Raw genomic sequence first — 19,221 nt, forward strand, 5'->3', positions numbered from 1 at the left:
GGCGTGTAGCGCCCCTAACTGCGATGTATTCCTGTCATTTAAGCGCTACAAACCAAGCGCTCTACGCTCAGAACGCTTCATGTATGGGTACGGTGGCTCAAAATAGTCTTCAGGTACTTCATATCGTTTGCGAGCATTTTCAAGCTCAGCCATCATGTCCTTTTGCACTTCCGCGTACTTATCAGAGCCATAGACATTGTTCACTTCCTTAGGATCTAGCTTCAGGTCGTACAATTCAAACAGGCCTTCGCCACCATTTTGAGAGTAAAAATCAATCAACTTGTAACGGTCACTACGCACTCCATCATGGCGAGGAACGTTGTGGCCACCTTCCATGTAGTAGTGGTAATAAACAACTGGGCGCTCTGCTTGCCACTCTGCATCGGACGTTTTACCTAACAAGACCGGTAGAAAGGATTTACCTTGCATCTCTGCTGGTGCACTAAGCCCTACTGCGTCTAAAAATGTCGGTCCAAAGTCCATGTTTTGAATCATCGCTTGTGGACGTTGATCAGGTTTGATTTTTGCTGGCCATCTGATCATAAATGGCATTTTAAAACCCTCTTCATACATGTAGCGTTTTTCTGCCCAACCATGTTCCCCAATAAAGAAGCTTTGATCAGAGCTATAAACCACAATCGTATTCTCAGCTAAGCCTGACTCATCTAGATAGTCTAAAATGCGTCCCACGTTTTCATCGATGGTCATAACCGTAGCCATGTAGTCACGCATGAAACGCTGATACATATATTCAGTACGCGCAACTTTTTGATCTCTGCTCACATCGCCAAAGCGACGCTTGTACACTGGGTCCTGCATTTTTTTAAAGTAATCAACGTTAACGTCATCGTATGCGTCGTGGAAAGCAGCTAACTGCTCTTCATTAAGTTCATTTAAGAACTTCTCGTATTGGCGACGCTCACGATCTGGCATCGACTTAATCCACTCCTCACGAATTCGTGCTTTTTCTGGAGTAGACGGCGCAGGTGGAAATGCATTAATACCAACTGGCCCCATACCATATAGCTGCATCCACGCTTTTGAAGCATGCTCGCCACGTGTACTGTGGTCATCAAATAACGTTTCTGGAGTTGGGAAATTATGGTCGATAAACGTTTTCATGTGACGAGCCGGTGGACGCCTTGGTGTATGAGGCGCTTTATATTGCACCTTAAGCAAAAACGGCTTATCTGCGTCTCTCGTTTCTTCTAACCAATCAAGAGACATGTCCGTGATCAAGTCTGTTGAGTAGCCTTCAATTACTTGTTTTTTGCCCTTATTATCAATGAATTCAGGGTTATAGTACGTTCCTTGTCCACCTGCACCATTTAATACCAGTGAATAACCGAATTCATTAACCGGCGTTGGGTGCATATGCCATTTTCCAAACAATGCAGTCTGATAACCGTTTTGCTCCATAATCTTTGGAAAGATGACCTGATTAGGATTCCAGCGAGAACTATTATCGAGAACACCATTTTTATGAGAATGCTTGCCCGTCATAACCGACGCACGGCTGGGTTGGCAGATTGAGTTAGTCACAAAGGTGCGCTCAAAGATTGCTCCCTCTTCTGCAATGCGGTCTATTTGAGGAGTATGACCCAGTGTAGGGTTATAAGCACTTATCGCTTGGTTAGCATGATCATCCGAAAAAATGAATAGAATATTCGGTCTCTCTTGGGCTGCCGCTGCTGTCATAGCAGTAGTCGCAAGCATGAGACCCATTCCTTTTGAAAGGATCGAGCGTTTAAAATTCATAGTCTTTGCCTAATACAATAATCAGGTTCTTTCACGAACCAACGAACTAAAATACTTATCGAAGGTAATTCCGTCTTCGTATGAGCGTCCTTCTCGATACCAATAAAAGCGTTACTCGATAAAATAGTAAATCATTAAATTAAGTATGAATTTGACACAGTAGAAACCTTTCGACAAGTCAAATTGGATTTATATCGTCTAAACTGTGACAAGCACACGCTGAAACCCTTTATAAGTAGTAATTCATCCCTGTTTTTCTGTATCAACAATACTAAACAAGCAATTCACTCCCCCCTAAGCTAACCGTTGCAACCGCCACGTATCCACACGCAAAAGCAACCTTTAATTAGTTGATTTTATTCACCTAAAACCTCAACACCCAAAATTCAACTAAAACAGACGAAAAAAAGAAACGTTTCTTAAACTTCTTTACTCCTTACCAAATAATATGACTAACCACCGACCGATTCCTCACTCACTCTTGCGCCAATCTTCCCACCTAACCATAAACTCGATTACACTGATACTCCTTACTTGGTGTTATGTGGTGGTCGCTACTATGGAAAAGAAAACGAGCTCTCCTGAATGGTCTGTAACAGACGTTCCTCAAAAAACGGACAGCCGCCAACTTAAATCGTCATCCATGAATCTCATTTACGTGAGAAAAGCATCTTACCCTGATAATTTTGAACAAGATTATCAGTTGAATCTGCAATATTTCGCTGATGGAGTAGGCATAGATCCGGTTGCTAAAGTGCCATACGACCTCATAGATGTAGTCAACGGCTCCGCCATCAAAGCACGGCTACAAATGAACTCGACAGCGTTAGGCTTATATTTAAATGTGTTGGTTGAGATGGAACGAGCCAACTCTTCGAACGCTCGTCAACGCCTTATTGACGTTATTACGCTGATAGACAAGATGCCAAAATGGCATGGACTGGCCTATTGGATGTATCAAATAGAACCCTCTGGAGATCTGAGCCTTAGCCCAACAGCAACCGCATCTGCGGTCGATGCAGCTAATCTTGTCACATCTTTAGCTGCTGTTGCCGGTGCTTACTGGCATGACGATGATCCACAAATGCAAAACCTTGCCAAGCAGGTTGACGCTATAATTCGAAATACGAGTAAAGGTTGGTGTTCACTCTATGATGAAGAGAAAGGGTTATTGAAAGCGGCTTGGAGCTTAGAAAATAACGACTATGCCGAGTACCACATTGACCGAAAATCCAATGAAAGTCGTTTGGCTCCGCTATGGGCTCATCTTATCACCCGTGAGACAACCAACGAAATCCCCATTGAAGCGTTTACTAAAATGCAGGCATTCACGGCCAGCTATTTATCTTGCAATGGTGACACGTTGACACCACTACTAACTTGGAAAGGCGCATACTTTCAAGCCATGCTGCCATCCATTTGGTTTGATGAATACGCTTTAGTACCCACCCCCACTATGTTTGACGATTTAACTCAAGTTCAGATCGATTTTACATCACCACTCAACATTCCCTTTCTCTCTTCCGCATCAACAATAGATGCTCAATATTCAGAGTTTGGTGTAGATGCAATGAGTGAGCATTACTTTTTAGACCCAAACGAGTCAGTACAAGTAGAAGTGGGTTCTCCACACGCCACAGCCCTGTTAGCGATATTAGATCCAACATCTGCAGTAACACGCTTAAATGCAGTAAAAGCCCAACACCCTCAAATTGCCGGTCCGTATGGTTGGTATGACGCAATAAACAGTGGTGGTGACGTGGTTAATCGGTTAATTGGGTTGGATCAGGGAATGTTTGTGAGTGCGTTTTTAGCAACTCAAATCCAGCAAGACGTAAAGTGCTATATAGTAAGCTCGTTTGGGCAACGAGCTTGGGATGCAGTAGAGGCAATGTACGCTTCTTTTGTCGCGAACGGAAGCTATGACAATAAGCGAAATATGCACACTCCCTAACATAGGCGTTCAGCTCGAGATCTAATGTCCCATAAATGGGCACTACCCTAGGGTTCTGGACAATAGGAATTCAACTCTAACCAGTGCTCTAGGTCGTTGACTCTACCGGCCCGCTAACCCTAGAACTACTCCAATGATTATTCCGAAAAATAATCCTATACGTAAAATTCTAAGATTATTTAAGTGAAATTCCTTTCGTGTTATTTGCATACTAAAAATCCTTTTTAGTCATAATTTAACCAAGTGCTGCCAACTAGCACCCTATTGACCTACATTAGCAGGTCAATAGAACGATCAACCATTTTTATACAAAGTTATCTAAAACATGGTTAGAACGAGAAGTTAAGCCCTAACTTAGTTTTGAAACCTTTGCTGTCACCCCAGCCAACGCCAGTATGTCTTTCTGAAGTGACATACCCGAAGTTAGCGACTAAACGAACATTGCGCGTTAATTGTTTATTGCTGTTGACGTTGTAATCTAAATTATTCGAACCTTCCCAGTTCTTCCCTGATTCAGAATGACCATATCGAACATTAAACTCGGTAGTGATTCCAGCTAGATGGCGGATACGAACAAAAGGTCTCACATTGTAGGAATTACTACGTGTAAAAACAGCCGGAGCGGTATCCGCGTTGTCCAATGTCGTACCAGCATTTAAGTTTATGCCCCAGTTCATCTGTCTAGACTGACGGTATGTATAGTTAATTTCACCATTTACACGCTCCCAATCCAGATCCTCTTTAATCTCTGGGCTCCAGCCATTATTGTCTCTAGCGTATCGTTTTCTATTGAGGTTTTTATATTCACCCGTTACAAAGAAGATATGCTTGCCTACCGCATATTGCGCACCTGGCTTAATTTGCCATTCCGTATTCTCTGCACCATCACTGGTTGAACGACGATAGAAAGAGGGTTCAATAAAGAAACTGAAATTGGGGTTAACCCACTTTTCATATCGCGGTGCTATACGGTAGTTAATGCTTAAGCCTTTATCATCCGTCGATCCTTTCGTCTCAGAATGGCTCTCACTTAATACGTAGCGCAACCTGAAATTTTCATTAAAACGAGTTGAACCATCGGCAATGACAAAGTTGGTATTACTCAACTTACCGCTTTCAGTAAAAACCGTTTCGGCATATTCAATACCACTAAAGAAATGAGTTCTCATTGGGCCTTGGCTACTACTTGATGCACTCATTGGTGGTGGGGCAATAATGTGGTCCTGATCCCCTTCCATGATAAGTACATCATCTGGCATACCATCGTTTGCAAACACTGCCCCCGATAAGACCAGAGCGCTAACCCCCAAAGCTATATGCTTTTTGTCCATCTATTAACCCTTTAACGTTATTTTTATTAATACTCATCTCAACACAACCAACAATATCGATTGCATTGTATTTAACTGGCCAAATTAATACAGCCACTCAATCAATAAACACAAAGATAAACGTTTCGACAAGCAAGTCAAACCGTTGGGTAAAACACCATAAAAACACAAGATATTGATTTAAAAGAATAAAAAACAAATAGCGTGATACTCCGCAAATTTAAAAATCATTGGAATGTGAGCTAACTCTCGTACAGCCAGCTAAAAAAGCCCTTTCAGCTACCAATAATATCTATAAAACAGCGTTAACATTAACTAAAAATTAGTTATGGCTGCCAACTATATAGAATCGTTAAAACTCAATAAGGTTCGAATTTACGCTGTATTTCCCGCAAGGAATCCTATAACCCATCAGATAATTGAGATCAACCTCACAATAAGATCGCAAAACACACAATAAAAATGCGCACCACTCACGCAATTCATTTTTTAGTTTGATTATTAATCCAAAATTTCATAAAAATACAACGACACCAATGAAACGTTTCTACAAAAACAGTTTATAAGCTGAATTGGGAATTTATCCATGAAAAAATCACTACTAGCTTCGACGATGATTGCACTGCTTTCTTTCTCTACTAGCTCACTAGCACTTGGTGACTTACCAGAAAGGGACGCCAATCGTATAAAAGCAGAAGTCAATGAAATGACTAAAGTACTAAATCTAACTGAACAGAAATCTTCCGACATTCTCACTCTTAAAGTGGAACTCAATAAAGCGACGAACAAGCTTTTGGAAAAATACGGTTCACGTAATGCAGAGTGGCGTACAGAAAGAGAGCCATACTGGCAAGCTTATCGAAAAGGGTTGCTCTCGGTCATTACCGAAAAACAGTTAAAAGAATACAATCAGAAAAAGTCAATTTAGGAGCTATAAAATGAAATTTAAAAAACTTACCTTAGCCGTCATGGTTAGCTCTGCATTTGTACTTACAGGTTGCTTAGATGACACCTACGATTATGGAAACGACTCAGGCGGACAAGGTGGTGGTGGCGGAACAGACAATAAACTCTCTTGGGGGGTGCATCTTTATATGTCAGACAAACCCGATCACTACAAAGAAACGCCTTACGTGATAGAAGTGGAAGACAGTACAGGGGACTCTCAAGCTTTCGATGGTAACTTAATCGATCTAGCAAATATCTCTATTGAAAGTGATGATTTTGCGAATTTCTCCCCTATGACAGTCAAAATTTCTGAGGAACAAGCGAAACTTAAGTTTGTCGCTGATAAGGGTTACGACCTGGACACTACCTACAATGGAAATGGTTCAGAAGAGCACCAGAAACGTGGCGTGCTTAGGTTCATGCTAAAACCAGAGGCGCCTGTAAGCATTAGTCCTAATACGCCTGTTTCAGCATTACTCACCATGTCGGATGGCAGTAATACAGCATCCGTCGATATTAGTAGTTCTGTTGCAGCCTTAAAAGGGTCGGAAGCTCAGCGCATCACAGTACCTTTACATTGCTTTGAAGATGCTGGGATAAATTTAGCTAGCGTTGAAACAGCGATGTCGCTAGATATCGATGGAGCCATCAACTACGAAGTAAGTGATGTATTGATGACTGCAAATGCCCTTCCCCCAGCATGGGCAGTGCAGGATATTCAGGCTTGTACAAATAACTCACACGTAGAAAGTGCAGATCGCTCAGTATTGCGCTCAATGCTAAAAGGTAATGACGCAGAAGGTTGGGCGACGAGACTAATGAGCAACAATGGGTCACTTGGCTACGGCCAACCCGGCGGCTGGGATAGCAACTTACCACAATTTGCCGAAATTATTGCGACCGGAGACAATTACAAACCAGCAAACAAAACCTTTTTCCCACATCTTGTCTCACTTGAAGATATACCTACTGTAGATTTAGCTCAATACATTGAGACTGGTGCATTAGAGTTCTTGTTATTTATGAGTGGAGCTGGGACAGAACCCGGTCACGAAAACTACGAAATTCAGTTTAAATTCGATGCAACAACCCCTGAAGGTAGTGAAGGTGGAATTGAATCTGCATCGGTGGGCATAGATATGTCTGATGAAACTAAAGGCGCCACCGTTTGGAAAATCAGTATTCCAATGCGTGACTTATTCGCTAAAACCGACAACAACGGTGTTGATATCGGTGTTCGCCTAAATACAGCACAGAACATCAATAAACTGACAAGCTGGGCCGTTTCAATGAATCCCGACGATGGCCACAACTTTGAAGGGTTTAGATACGGGCTAGCCGATATTGCTATCGTAAAAGAACCTACTCAGAACGAACTTAAAACCGTCTATACACCACCAGCACCCTAGTCTTTCGTAAAGGGTTATAACTACGTCAACGGCCACTACGGTGGCCGTTTTTTCTATCATTTCTGGTTAATACTATGAAAACAAAACTCGCAAAACGTACGTTAGGGTTAGCTGTGCTCGCGGCACTTAGTGGTGGTGCCACCGCCACCGAAACGAGTGACACTAGAACTCAACCTAATGTCCTCCTTATCTATGTTGACGACATCGGTTATGCCGATATGGGATTTCAGAACATTAGTCAAGATGTCGTTACCCCAAATATGGATAACGTCGCCGCCGATGGTGCGATTTTTTCTGCTGGTTATGTCACGGGGTCGGTATGTGGGCCTTCACGAGCAGGTTTAGTGACTGGCCGTTATCAACAACGCTATGGATACGTCGACAATATCGGTCCATTTGTCCTTGAAAAAGGGGGGGAGCAAGGCCTTGAACTTTCCGCCAAGACCTTTGGCAATTTTTTCCAAGATGCAGGCTATGCTACGGGCTTTATCGGCAAGTCTCATGATGGTGAAGACCAGAAATTTTGGCCTCACAATCGTGGTTTCGACTACTACTTTGGATTTAACAATGGCGCGGCAGACTACTTTGTCACTGGCAAAAATAAAGAAAATGCTAAAAGGCATGCTTATTCATCTATTTATCGTAATGACCAACTTATCGAGAACTTTAACGGCTATTTGACTGATGTTTTTGCCGACGAAGCCGTTAACTTTATTGATCGCCACAAAGACGAGCCTTTCTTTTTGTATGTACCGTTTAATGCGTCCCATGGACCAATGCATGCCAAACAAGAGGACATTGCAAAATTTGCCCATATCGAAGACGAGACACGCCGTAAATTTGTCGCTATGACTTACAACATGGACGTAAACATCGGCAAGATGATCAATAAACTTGAAAAACATGAATTAATGGAAGATACCATGATCATATTCATGTCTGATAATGGTGGCGACCCAAAAGATAATGGCTCACTTAATACACCACACCGCGGCACTAAACGTGAAGTTTGGGACGGCGGTATACGTGTGCCATTTAGCATTACATGGAAAGGAAAAATCCCCGCTAACCAAATAATTGAAGAGCCCACCGTCGCGTTAGATATTACGCCGACGATGCTAGCCGCTGCCGATATCACGCTTTCTGAACAAGATAAATCTCAGTTAGAAGGAGTGAACCTGTTACCTCGTCTTATGGGTCAGCGGAAAAAACTCGACGAGCGATTCTTGTATTGGCAAACCCCAGCACAAGCAGCGATTCGAGATGACAATTGGAAACTTGTCATGCCCAACTTGTTTGATGGAAAAGACAGCATGGAACTTTACCATATCAGTACCGATATTAGTGAGTCCACCGATGTATCTGCCGCTCATCCAGAGCAAGTGACAAGGCTACGCCTCGCTTACGATGAATGGAATGCCGATAATCAGCCTTCTCTATGGGGTTGGAACCGAGATGCCTACCCATTTGATAACAACTGGCGTGGTATCAATCACGACAAATAACCGCACCTAGCCATTACTGCTGCGTTCATGCCGACAAAGCCTGTTCGCAGTAGCTTTCATAGAGAGAGCTATCCGCTGTTATAGTCATTCAAAATCTTGCTTCACCCTTAAATAGAAACGTTTATATTTCACACTCAATAGTCCTTCTACCCATTAGAATACTCATAGGAAGAGATCGTATGAACTTATTTAAAGTCGCTCCGCTCGTCGCGGCTCTTGCCACGATCGGCGCTCAAGCATCAGAAGTACCCATTAGAAATAATCTAGATAGCCAACCTAACGTCATCGTAATCTTTACCGACGATCAGGGTTGGGGAGATGTGGGTTATCACGGTTTCGATGATATCCACACACCTAATATCGATAAGCTAGCCGCTGGTGGCGTACATTTTCCACAAGCCTATGTCACTGCGTCTGTTTGCGGACCATCACGGGCTGGTCTTCTTACCGGCGTCAATCAACAACGATTTGGCGTTTATGGAAATTTTGATAATAATCATATCCCTCGCAGCCAACCATTAATGATGGAAATGATGAAAGACATCGGCTACACAACTGGTGTGGTGGGCAAATGGCATATGGGAGAGCCAACAGGCAGACCAAATGAGCGCGGTACGGACTTCTTTTATGGGTTTCATGGTGGCTCTCACAACTACATGAAATCTGATGCTAAAGAAGGAGGAAAGCCATGGCTCTCTCCCCTATATCGTAATACTGCAACCGAACCGCCGATTCAAGAAGGTAACGGCTACCTAACCGAACTGTTTACTGATGAAGCAGTAGGATTCATCGAGAGAAATGCTGATAAACCTTTCTTTTTACACGTTGCACACTTTGCCGTACACCACCCATGGCAAGTCCCCGATGGCTATATCGAGCGTTTAGATCATCTAAAAGTCCATCATGAAGAGCGCCGCTTTTTTGCCGCACAGACTTTAGTACTTGATGATGGTGTCGGCGCCATTATGGACACCCTAAAAGAAAACGGATTATACGATAATACATTGGTGTTCTTTATGAGTGATAACGGCACGCCATCAGGACAAGGGTTTGAACAACCGAGGCAAAAGAAACGCGGAGAGACAACCATGTCGAGCCCGGGGCCATTTAATGGCTTTAAAGGGGACACCTATGAGGGTGGCATCCGCGTACCGTTTATTATCCACTACCCTGCGCAAATTCCTGCTGGCGAAAGTTTTGAAGCGATGGTCAGTGCATTGGATGTCATGCCGACAATTGGCGCGCGTTTTGGCGTTACAGAGACCAACGCGATTCCATTTGATGGCGTAGATCTTTTCCCTTACCTATTGGGTGAAAAAGACTCTGCTCCTCATGACACACTGTATTGGCGTCGTGATAATGATTACGCCATCAGAGATGGTGACTGGAAACTTGCGGTCAATGATGACAACGGGCCACGAACCATTCGCTTATTCAACATGGTCGATGATCCATATGAATATAACGACTTAGCTTCCAAGGAGCCCGAGATCGCTCAGCAACTGCAAAATAAATTTGATGCATGGGAAGCAGAGCTACCCGTAAACAAACTCAGTCACAAACCGGTGAATAGAAATCGTGAGTTTAAGTCCGGTCATCGTGTCGATGTTCAAGCGTTTAATCGCACTCAATAAAACACCGCGCTACCTCTAGTCACAACCCGGCACTCCCAAGAGTGCCGGTTATATTTTCGCATGGTGGTGGCATTTACTCTTCGTAACACCCGCGTTCATCGACATGCGCTTGCGCGGCTACTTGGTAGCTGTCTGGATATAACTCTTGAAGCGTTGGGGCTGCGACAGCTTCTAACGGTGAATCTTCCCACTGCGAACGCGGTGGTACGTCATATTGCTTCTCCAGTTCTGTGATCGTTTGTTTCAGCCGTTGAATCACAGCCTGATATTGAGGGGCGTGGATAGCATTGTTCATTTCATGTGGATCTGCCTGCAAATCATAAAACTCCCATTCATCCATCTGGTAATAAAAATGCATCAATTTATATCGGTTGTCCCGCGTGCCGTAGTGACGTGTTACGTCATGCATTGCTGGATACTCATAGAAGTGATAATACAGTGCTGCGCGCCAATCCTTAGCAGGCTCTCCCGTTAACAAAGGTACCATTGATTGACCTTGAATATCTTGTGGAATGTCGACACCAGCGAACGCCAAAAACGTTGGCGCATAATCAATATTTTGTACCATATGTTCAACCACTGTTCCTGGTCTGATTTTGTCAGGATACTGTATTAGTAACGGTGCTCGAAACGACTCTTCATACATAAAACGTTTATCAAACCATCCATGTTCGCCCATATAAAAACCTTGATCGGAGGTATAAACCACAATCGTATTATCAGCCAAACCATGTTGCTCTAAAAAGTCTAGAACGGCCCCTACCGACTCATCAACAGAAATAATAGTCGCAAGGTAGTCTTGGACATAACGTTGATATTTCCATATTGCGACCGCTTCCTCCGTCATATTCTGTTCATTGGCATTAAACCAATCATTACGCGCTTGGTAAGCTTCATCCCACTGTTTTCGCTGCTCTGGTGTTAGGCGCTCAAGCAGAAATGGCCATATATCTTCTCTCCAGGCCGTCTCTCCAACGCCACGTGTCATTTTGAGATCATGACCTTCTTGCGCATCCCGATAGATATTCATCGTTTGCATAGCCGCCGCAGAACGCCCTTCATAGGTATCAAAATAGTTATCTGGCACCGGAAATTCTGTATTTTCAAACGCTTTAGTATGCTGAGGCGCAGGCATCCAGTTACGGTGCGGAGCTTTGTGATGAAGGAGAAGCGCAAATGGCTGATCATTACCATTTTGCTTTGATAGCCATTCGAGTGACTTTTCAGTGATCAGTTCAGTCGTGTAACCATGCTCCCGCCTGACGCCATCTTTTGTAATGAAGTCAGGGTTATAATACTCACCCTGATCGTTTAATAGCTCCCAATGGTCAAAATCGAACCCATCTGGCGTTAAATTAATGTGCCATTTACCAATGCATGCCGTGGTATAACCATGTTGCTTGAGTATTCTTGGCCACGTCGGTTGGTGTCCATCAAATAGCTGACCATTGTGGTTAAAACCATTTTTGTGACCAAATTTTCCCGTCAACATTGCCGCTCGAGAAGGTCCGCAAAGTGAGTTAGTCACAAAAGATTGATCAAAACGCGCACCATTGCGAGCAATACGGTCGATATTCGGCGTAGGGGCAAGGTGAGCAATATCACTTTGGTAAGCACTAACCGCTCGCATGGCATGGTCATCGGACATAATGTAGATAATATTTGGCTGTTTCTGACTTGGTATAGCTTGGTTTTCCATAGATTAACCTCAAAAAAAAACCTGCTCGTTGCAAGCAACAGCAGGTTCAAATTCATTTAATAATCACCAGATGTTTTAACCGTTGACTAAGCTAGGTGCTTGTAGCAAGAACGAAGCCTCTAACGACGCGTTACTATCAGAACCGACATAGAGATCGATACGTGACTCGGTGGCTTCTAGGCGCTGTGTTTCTCCGTAATATTCAAGTAAGCGAGATGGCATCTCTAAACACACAGTTTTCGCTTCACCAGGGCGTAAGTCCACGCGAGAAAACGCCTTCAATTCCTTTTCTGGTCGACTCGTCGTGGCATTGATCTGCCGCGTATAACACTGTACAACCTCTGTCGCCACATGGTCTCCAATATTGCGCACATTGACGTAAACCTTTAACGTATCATCCAAAGACAGTTCACTATGACTGAGTTCTAAATTACTGTACTCAAATTTTCCATAGGTTAAGCCGAAGCCAAAAGGATACAACGGCGTATGCTTTTGATCTTTATAGGGTTGATACTCTTGAAATGCACGCATTTTGCCTAACCGTTTACGTGCGTAGTAAATAGGAATTTGCCCAGTCGAACGAGGCACTGACATGGGTAAACAGCCACTAGGCGATACGGCGCCAAACAATAAACGAGCAACTGCATGTCCCGTTTCTGTACCACTTTGCCAAGCGTACAGTAACGCGTCAGCAAATTGTTCCGTTGCCATTGACGGTACAGGGCGCCCAGTACACTGGACTACAACTAACGACGTATTGGTTTCACCAATCGCTTGGATAAGCTGCTCCTGGCCTGCTGGCAACATGAGCTCAGCGATATTTCTCGCTTCTCCAGTTCTACGATGACTCTCCCCAGTACACAAAATAGTGAGATCAGCGCGATGGGCACACTCAACCATCTCATCAGTAAAAGCAGCGTCTTCAGTGAGCAGATCAACATTTAGATTATTTTGTTCTATATAGGCTTGAATACCGTCATAAATGGACGTCACATCCTGCGAGCGCCCATCCAAACACCAAGAGCCTAAATGCTGCCTTTGACTATGAGCATGAGGACCGACAACCGCGATCGTCAACTTGTTCTGTACAGAAGAAGGACTGGCGAGCGGTAAGATCCCAGAGTTCTTTAATAACACCATACTTTGCTCAGCGAGTTGCTGCGCTTTAGCGACATGATCAGGATGACGCAGTATGGTTTTGTGGCGAGCTTCATCGACATACGGTCTCTCAAATAACCCAGCTTTAAACTTGATACTGAGTATCCGGCGAGTCGCTTCATCGATGGTGGCTAAGTCAACCTGACCGGAAGCAACTAAATGCGGTAAGACGTCTTGATAGGCCTCATTGGTCATTGCCATGTCAACACCAGCTTCTAACGCTTTTTTTGCTGACTCCTTGGCATCTTTAGCTACACCGAAATACTCTAAATCAGAGATTGAACCCCAATCACTGACCACAAAGCCATCAAAGCTCTGTTGCTGCTTTAACCAACCATTAATTAAGTTGTTACTCGCTGATACAGGGGTGCCTCCTAAATCATTAAACCCCGACATCACAGTCGCAACGCCGGCTTCTACCGCCGCTTTGAAAGGGGGTAAGTACACATTATTAAGCGTATTTTCGGTAATCTCAGTAGTATCGTAGTCACGCCCCCCCTCAGCCGCACCGTAGCCAATAAAGTGTTTAGCGCAAGCTACCATAGAATTTTCATCGGCCATATCATCGCCTTGAAAACCCTTAACTACCGCTTTCGCCATCGCACTGGTCAAGAAAGGGTCTTCTCCTGCACTTTCAATTACCCGCCCCCACCTAGGATCGCGAACAATGTCCAACATGGGTGCAAACGTCCAGTGAATACCGAGCGAAGCCGCCTCTTTCGCAATGCAGCGATAAGCCGATTCAATCATTTCAGGGTTAAAAGACGATGCCTGTGCTAAAGGAATGGGTAATACGGTTTGCTGACCATAGATGACGTCTCGAGCGATAATCAAAGGAATACCTAATCGACTTTGCTCGACCGCAGCTTTCTGAAATTCGTTTAATTGCTTCGGATCAACACTTTCACCCGGTGCGTTGCCCGCCCAGGCGGTATCCGCTAAGATTCTTGACCCCCAAGCTCCCGTTCTCACCCCTTCTAAGTACAGCTCACGATTTTCATCATAATCTAGCATTGGGGTCTGACATAATTGACCGATTTTTTCTTCTGTCGTCATTCGCGCGAGTAAATCTTCTACTCGCTGATTAATAGATAGACTTGTGTCTTGATACGGCTGTGCCATATGTACTCCAAGAGTCGTTTAAGAGTGGAAAAAGAAAAGCACGACCACGAGAATGACCGTGCCTATCATTTAAATCTGAGAATGGATGTAATCGGGGAATGCTTGAATCAGAAACTCTTTCATTTCCGCTTCTAGCACTTCATCATTTGATGCTATAGCGCGTTCGAGCAGTATTTCTGCAACCTCAGGGACGTATTTACTATCTAACTGCACATACAAGTCGATGAATTGGTATAGCTCTTCGTCAGACAGCTTTGGCATGAGCCGCTCAGGCGCTAACAGGGCATCATCATAAAACGACGGTGTTATCCCTAAGGTGACATTGTCCCAAGCCTCTATCACTTGTTGATAGCCCCCTAGGTATTGCTCATCGTTGCGGACCTCCAATTTATTCGATCCCTTTAGCGCAATGACGTAATTACCTTGTTTTTCTTGTTGTTGAGCGAACTCAAAATAACTTTTTGATAAAAAATAGACTTTGCCCCACGCGAAGAAATAAGCAATCAGTATGAAGCCAAGGAGCATGCTGATTCGTTTTAACTGCACCATTATTTGACTCCTACGCCCGTGAATGCCTTGATAAAGTTTTTCTGCATAAAGAAGAAGACGAATACAACGGGTACAGCGATCATAGTTGTCATCGCCCAGACCTGTTCAAGGTTACCTGCCGGTATATCTTGCTGGAACTTGAATAGTGCCATTTGCAGCGTCAGCATAGAATCATCACGAATATAAAGTAGCGGTCCCATGAAGTCGTTCCACGCCCCCATAAACGTTAAGATACCGACGGTTGCCATCGCGGGGCGCATCATTGGCAATACCACTTTAAAGAAGATACGCATTTCACTTGCGCCATCAATTCTCGCCGCTTCCAAATACGCCTCATCAACCTGCGTCATGAACTGGTACAGAAGAAATATATTGTAAGCACTAATCGCACCGGGAATGATAAGCACGCGATAAGTATTAATCCAATCCCATTCGTACATCATCATATAGACAGGGATGGTAAACAAAATCGCCGGAACCATCATAGAAGACAAGATCAATCGCAGCCACACCTGACGACCGGGCATATTGGTTTTAGCAATAGCAAACGCAACCATCGCCGATAACAAACAGTTCAGTACTGTGACTGATACCGATACAAATATCGTATTGAAAAATATACGTCCAAGATTCACGCTATTAAAAATCTCAATATAACCATTTAGTGACCATGTCGTTGGCAATGAGTTTGGAGAGTGCATAATTTCCGAACCCGGTTTAAACGAGTTAATAATCATAAAGAAAAATGGATAGAGCACGACAATACTAGCAATCGTGAGTGATACGTATATCATCACCTTGCCTTTATTCAGTTCTTTCATTCTTTATTACTCCCGTTTGTTATTTTTAACTGAATCATCGTCAATATAAAAATCACGATGGCAAGCAATAAGCCGACGGTCGATGCTTCGCCCATTTTCATTTGCTCAAAACCAATTTGGTACAAGTGAAGTACAGGTGTTAACGCCGAATTATGAGGACCACCTTGCAAATCAAAGTTCATAAATACTTCGGTAAACATCTGCAAGCCATTGATAACGTTAATCGTAAGGACAAAGATAATCTGTGGCTTAATGAGCGGTAGAATTATCTTTGTGATCTTTCTAGACCACGTGGCACCGTCAATATCAGCAGCCTCTAACAGTGATTTGTTAATGCTTGCAATACCACCGAGGAAAATGATCATTTGTACACCAAACCACTTCCAAGCACTAAACACAGCAATGACTGGCATAGGCAACCACTTTTCAAACTTCCAGAACACGGGAGAATCAAGCATTTGAATCTCGAGCATCGTCGCTTGAATAGGTCCGTTTGGTCCTGCGATGAAATCAAAGATCAGCATGGCAACGGTGACCGATGTCACAACGGGTATAAACAATACTGTTCTAAATAAGCCAGACAACACGGTCACTTCGTTCAGCATCAGAGCCGCACCTAGTGCAATCACAAAGCTTAGTGAAATAAATATCGCCTGATTAAAGAAAACATTAAATATCGATTTCCAAAACTTATAATCTGTAATGGCATTAACCCAGTTTCCTATACCAACAAATTCAGTATTTTCAGGGTTTAGTATATTAATATCCAAAAAACTATTTTCTAACGACAGAAAAAACGGATACAACATAAAAACCAGAAAGTACGCAACCCAAGGCAACATAAAAAGGTAAGACACCCAGTAACGCTTAATATTCATAACTATTCCAATATAATAATTGTCAGAGATGTTTTATTCACACTATCTTTTTAGTATTTTTTTAACGTCTTCTGCCGCAGCTTCTACCGCAGCTTCTGGCGTCATTTTTTCCATAACAACAGATTGAGAATAGTACTTAAGCACAATACTAGACACTTCAGACACGGCAGCGGATGATTCGTTCATTACGACATTATTCAACTGATCGACAAACGGCTTGATATCTTCTTGTTGGAAATAAGGATGAGACTGTAATGAACCTAATGTCGGGAGGTTCTGCAACTCCATGTTCGCTTGCAAATGATTATCCTCTTCCATTAGAAGCTCAATAAGTTGCCAACTGCGTTGTTCAATTTTTCGTGTATTTTTGAATACCATCAACGCTCGACCATCCAAATTGGAATAATGTGTTCCCTCTTCCGATAATGTAGGAATCGGCGCTATCCCAACATCTTGACCAATTTGCATCGGATAACCCGCTGCGTCTTGTAAGTTGGCTTTCCACGCAATACCGTATTGTGGCCACATCCCTATTGTTCGAGAGAAAAAATTCTGTTCCATTGTCAACGGGGCGAATTGCTGTACTTTTTTCATCGTTTCTAAAAACGCAACCATCGATGCTTCATCTTTATCAAATACAGGGTGCGTACCATAACGATTCAGTAACTGATACTTTCCATCATTAAAGTTGTAGTAAAGCGGTGACAGCATATTCCAATACCAGCCTCCCCAAGATAAAGCATCATTCCATAACGCTGCACCGTGGACATTAGCCCCATTTTCTCTTGCTGGAAGATTACTAATTTTTTCAGCCGCAGATAAAAAATCATCCCATGTTTTTGGTGGCGAATCTGGATCTAACCCTGCCTCTCTAAACAAATCCTTGTTGTAGATCATCATTTGAGTCGTAGCGTGCCAAGGAATATAGTAATTACGATTAAAATGCTTAGCCATAAATTGAGGTTCAATTCTTTCTTCTAATTGATTGAATCCGTCGAACTCATTTAAATACATTAAACGTCCGAGCTTTGCATATCTCGGCACCATATAACCAAAAACACCGGCATAAACATTCGGATAATCTCCGGCAGCCATACGTGTTTCTAAATTTGAATCATTGGTCAATATTAAAGTTACATCAGGATAACGGCGCTCATATTCGGGTTTTATAAACTCGTTTACAAACGTCATTTGCTCCCCTGACGACACCATAAACTCAATTCGTTCCTTTGCCACTACTGAAGAAGTAAATGTCAGTAGCATAATCGTAAGCCAACGGTTTATCATGTGTTATCCTCGTAAGGCTATGTAAATCACATCTGAACAATTGCGGCACATTATTGCCATGATTTCTCATGGCAATAATAAAGAACTAAAAAAGTGTTTTATTTAAATATTAAATAGAGTCTCGAGCAACGTACTTAGTTGGTAATATTGTTACAGGCTCAATATACTCTTCATTATTCATTGCATTAAATAGTACTTCGACAGATTTAACTCCCATATCAAATTTGTCATGAGTGACGGTACTTAACGCAGGCAAACACCTTTCAGATTCTCGAATGTCATCAAAGCCAACCAGCTTTAATTGTTCAGGAATTTTAATATCTTTCTCATTAGCGGCTTTAATTACACCGAGGGCCATTTCATCATTACCCGCAAAGATTGAACCTGGTATCGATTTCTTAGAAAAAAGCTCAAGCGCTTTTTCATAGGCGTCTTTTTCAGTAAAATCTGAACGAATGATCAGTTCATTATTGAACTTTAGATTATAAAACCCGAGTGCGGCGATATAGCCATCTAACCGTTTCTGGTTGTCGTACGAGTCGGTAGGACCACTCATATAGTAAACTTCTTCACTACCACTATCGATCAGTTGCTTAGTCGCACTAAATGCACCACCAAAGTTATCAATCAAGATATTGTAGATATTAGGTGCGGTAATTTCTCTATCAAGCACAACAATAGGAAGGTTGTTTGCTGCCACAGATTCTAAGAACTCATCATCAAACGCATTACTCAAGATAATAGCGCCATCGATCATCTGATCTTTCAGATAACGATGAGCTGTTGACTCTGCACCACCAAAAAGGCTACAGGCAATTAAGTCATACCCCATTTCATGCACTTTTTGCTCAATTCCTTGCACAAGTTCACTATAAATTGGACCAAACCAAGAGTTAAAGAACACCCCTATCGCGCCAACATTTTTTTGTCTTAGACGTTTTGCATTACTGTTTGCCGAGTAGTTGAGTCTTTTTGCAACTTCGAGAACATGTTTCCGCGTTTTCTCACTAATACGGTCACTGTTGTTCATTGCGTAAGAGACGGTCGAAATTGACACATTCGCTTCTCTGGCAACATCTTTGATTGTATGTCTCATTTCAGTATTGACCCTTCACTTTAATAGTATCCTTATCTAGCTGAATCACTTGCGTTTTCTAACCGCTTTATT

Annotated in this window: 14 protein-coding genes; 5 read left to right on the forward strand and 9 right to left on the reverse strand. The window is 42.9% G+C overall.

The annotated features are described in order from the left end of the window. Positions 1-45 precede the first annotated feature (45 nt). The gene (locus L4D74_RS06935) at positions 46-1,716 is read right to left on the reverse strand and encodes a sulfatase family protein (RefSeq protein ID WP_428751396.1); all 1,671 of its coding nucleotides are present in this window, start codon (positions 1,714-1,716) and stop codon (positions 46-48) included. 601 nt (positions 1,717-2,317) lie between these two features. Between L4D74_RS06935 and L4D74_RS06940 the strand changes: the two genes are divergently transcribed. Next, positions 2,318-3,712 carry a hypothetical protein gene (locus L4D74_RS06940; RefSeq protein WP_428751397.1) on the forward strand — a complete coding sequence of 465 codons (1,395 nt, stop codon included), beginning with the start codon at positions 2,318-2,320 and terminating at the stop codon, positions 3,710-3,712. 329 nt (positions 3,713-4,041) lie between these two features. Here L4D74_RS06940 and L4D74_RS06945 read toward each other — a convergent pair whose 3' ends face one another. Beyond that, positions 4,042-5,043 (reverse strand): hypothetical protein, encoded by a 1,002-nt coding sequence (locus L4D74_RS06945; protein ID WP_428751398.1) that lies wholly within the window; start codon positions 5,041-5,043, stop codon positions 4,042-4,044. A 586-nt stretch (positions 5,044-5,629) separates the two neighbouring features. Here L4D74_RS06945 and L4D74_RS06950 point away from each other — a divergent pair. The 4 genes from L4D74_RS06950 (at position 5,630) to L4D74_RS06965 (ending at position 10,539) form a co-directional block, all read left to right on the forward strand. Beyond that, on the forward strand, positions 5,630-5,971 hold the full coding sequence (locus L4D74_RS06950; protein ID WP_428751399.1) for a hypothetical protein: 342 nt from the start codon (positions 5,630-5,632) through the stop codon (positions 5,969-5,971). Between the two features lie 10 nt (positions 5,972-5,981). Continuing rightward, positions 5,982-7,400 carry a putative glycoside hydrolase gene (locus L4D74_RS06955; RefSeq protein ID WP_428751400.1) on the forward strand — a complete coding sequence of 473 codons (1,419 nt, stop codon included), beginning with the start codon at positions 5,982-5,984 and terminating at the stop codon, positions 7,398-7,400. Positions 7,401-7,474: 74 nt separating this feature from the next. Then, the gene (locus tag L4D74_RS06960) at positions 7,475-8,905 is read left to right on the forward strand and encodes a sulfatase-like hydrolase/transferase (RefSeq protein WP_428751401.1); all 1,431 of its coding nucleotides are present in this window, start codon (positions 7,475-7,477) and stop codon (positions 8,903-8,905) included. Between the two features lie 179 nt (positions 8,906-9,084). Then, positions 9,085-10,539, forward strand: coding sequence for a sulfatase family protein (locus tag L4D74_RS06965; protein WP_428751402.1), 1,455 nt, complete (start codon positions 9,085-9,087; stop codon positions 10,537-10,539). Between the two features lie 73 nt (positions 10,540-10,612). On the opposite strand, the gene L4D74_RS06970 is transcribed toward L4D74_RS06965, so the two are convergent. The 7 genes from L4D74_RS06970 to L4D74_RS07000 all read right to left on the reverse strand — a co-directional run bounded on the left by L4D74_RS06970 (position 10,613) and on the right by L4D74_RS07000 (position 19,149). Next, positions 10,613-12,238 carry a sulfatase family protein gene (locus L4D74_RS06970; RefSeq protein ID WP_428751403.1) on the reverse strand — a complete coding sequence of 542 codons (1,626 nt, stop codon included), beginning with the start codon at positions 12,236-12,238 and terminating at the stop codon, positions 10,613-10,615. A 75-nt stretch (positions 12,239-12,313) separates the two neighbouring features. Continuing rightward, positions 12,314-14,518 carry a glycoside hydrolase family 3 N-terminal domain-containing protein gene (locus tag L4D74_RS06975; protein WP_428751404.1) on the reverse strand — a complete coding sequence of 735 codons (2,205 nt, stop codon included), beginning with the start codon at positions 14,516-14,518 and terminating at the stop codon, positions 12,314-12,316. Positions 14,519-14,587: 69 nt separating this feature from the next. Next, positions 14,588-15,067 carry a hypothetical protein gene (locus L4D74_RS06980; protein WP_428751405.1) on the reverse strand — a complete coding sequence of 160 codons (480 nt, stop codon included), beginning with the start codon at positions 15,065-15,067 and terminating at the stop codon, positions 14,588-14,590. Further along, complete coding sequence (locus tag L4D74_RS06985) at positions 15,067-15,888, reverse strand: carbohydrate ABC transporter permease (RefSeq protein ID WP_428751406.1); 822 nt, start codon at positions 15,886-15,888, stop codon at positions 15,067-15,069. Before L4D74_RS06985 ends, L4D74_RS06980 begins: the two co-directional genes overlap by 1 nt. Next, a complete protein-coding gene (locus L4D74_RS06990) occupies positions 15,885-16,766 on the reverse strand; it encodes a carbohydrate ABC transporter permease (RefSeq protein ID WP_428751407.1) in 882 nt (293 codons plus the stop codon). The genes L4D74_RS06985 and L4D74_RS06990 overlap by 4 nt, the downstream gene beginning before the upstream one ends. A gap of 42 nt (positions 16,767-16,808) precedes the next feature. Next, entirely contained in the window at positions 16,809-18,053 is a 1,245-nt protein-coding gene (locus L4D74_RS06995) for an extracellular solute-binding protein (protein ID WP_428751408.1), read from the reverse strand. Positions 18,054-18,162: 109 nt separating this feature from the next. After that, complete coding sequence (locus L4D74_RS07000) at positions 18,163-19,149, reverse strand: LacI family DNA-binding transcriptional regulator (protein WP_428751410.1); 987 nt, start codon at positions 19,147-19,149, stop codon at positions 18,163-18,165. Between the last annotated feature and the right edge of the window lie 72 nt (positions 19,150-19,221).

This window comes from Vibrio cionasavignyae (genome assembly GCF_050337155.1).
Taxonomy (GTDB): Bacteria; Pseudomonadota; Gammaproteobacteria; order Enterobacterales; family Vibrionaceae; genus Vibrio; species Vibrio nomapromontoriensis.

Bases quoted from the DNA above. Each gene is read 5' to 3' on its own strand.
- L4D74_RS06990 (WP_428751407.1), bottom strand. From the start codon at position 16,766: ATGAATATTAAGCGTTACTGGGTGTCTTACCTTTTTATGTTGCCTTGG.
- L4D74_RS06965 (WP_428751402.1), top strand. From the start codon at position 9,085: ATGAACTTATTTAAAGTCGCTCCGCTCGTCGCGGCTCTTGCCACGATC.
- L4D74_RS06935 (WP_428751396.1), bottom strand. From the start codon at position 1,716: ATGCTTGCGACTACTGCTATGACAGCAGCGGCAGCCCAAGAGAGACCG.
- L4D74_RS06985 (WP_428751406.1), bottom strand. From the start codon at position 15,888: ATGAAAGAACTGAATAAAGGCAAGGTGATGATATACGTATCACTCACG.
- L4D74_RS06955 (WP_428751400.1), top strand. From the start codon at position 5,982: ATGAAATTTAAAAAACTTACCTTAGCCGTCATGGTTAGCTCTGCATTT.
- L4D74_RS06960 (WP_428751401.1), top strand. From the start codon at position 7,475: ATGAAAACAAAACTCGCAAAACGTACGTTAGGGTTAGCTGTGCTCGCG.
- L4D74_RS06945 (WP_428751398.1), bottom strand. From the start codon at position 5,043: ATGGACAAAAAGCATATAGCTTTGGGGGTTAGCGCTCTGGTCTTATCG.
- L4D74_RS06995 (WP_428751408.1), bottom strand. From the start codon at position 18,053: ATGATAAACCGTTGGCTTACGATTATGCTACTGACATTTACTTCTTCA.
- L4D74_RS06975 (WP_428751404.1), bottom strand. From the start codon at position 14,518: ATGGCACAGCCGTATCAAGACACAAGTCTATCTATTAATCAGCGAGTA.
- L4D74_RS06970 (WP_428751403.1), bottom strand. From the start codon at position 12,238: ATGGAAAACCAAGCTATACCAAGTCAGAAACAGCCAAATATTATCTAC.
- L4D74_RS06950 (WP_428751399.1), top strand. From the start codon at position 5,630: ATGAAAAAATCACTACTAGCTTCGACGATGATTGCACTGCTTTCTTTC.
- L4D74_RS06980 (WP_428751405.1), bottom strand. From the start codon at position 15,067: ATGGTGCAGTTAAAACGAATCAGCATGCTCCTTGGCTTCATACTGATT.
- L4D74_RS06940 (WP_428751397.1), top strand. From the start codon at position 2,318: ATGGAAAAGAAAACGAGCTCTCCTGAATGGTCTGTAACAGACGTTCCT.
- L4D74_RS07000 (WP_428751410.1), bottom strand. From the start codon at position 19,149: ATGAGACATACAATCAAAGATGTTGCCAGAGAAGCGAATGTGTCAATT.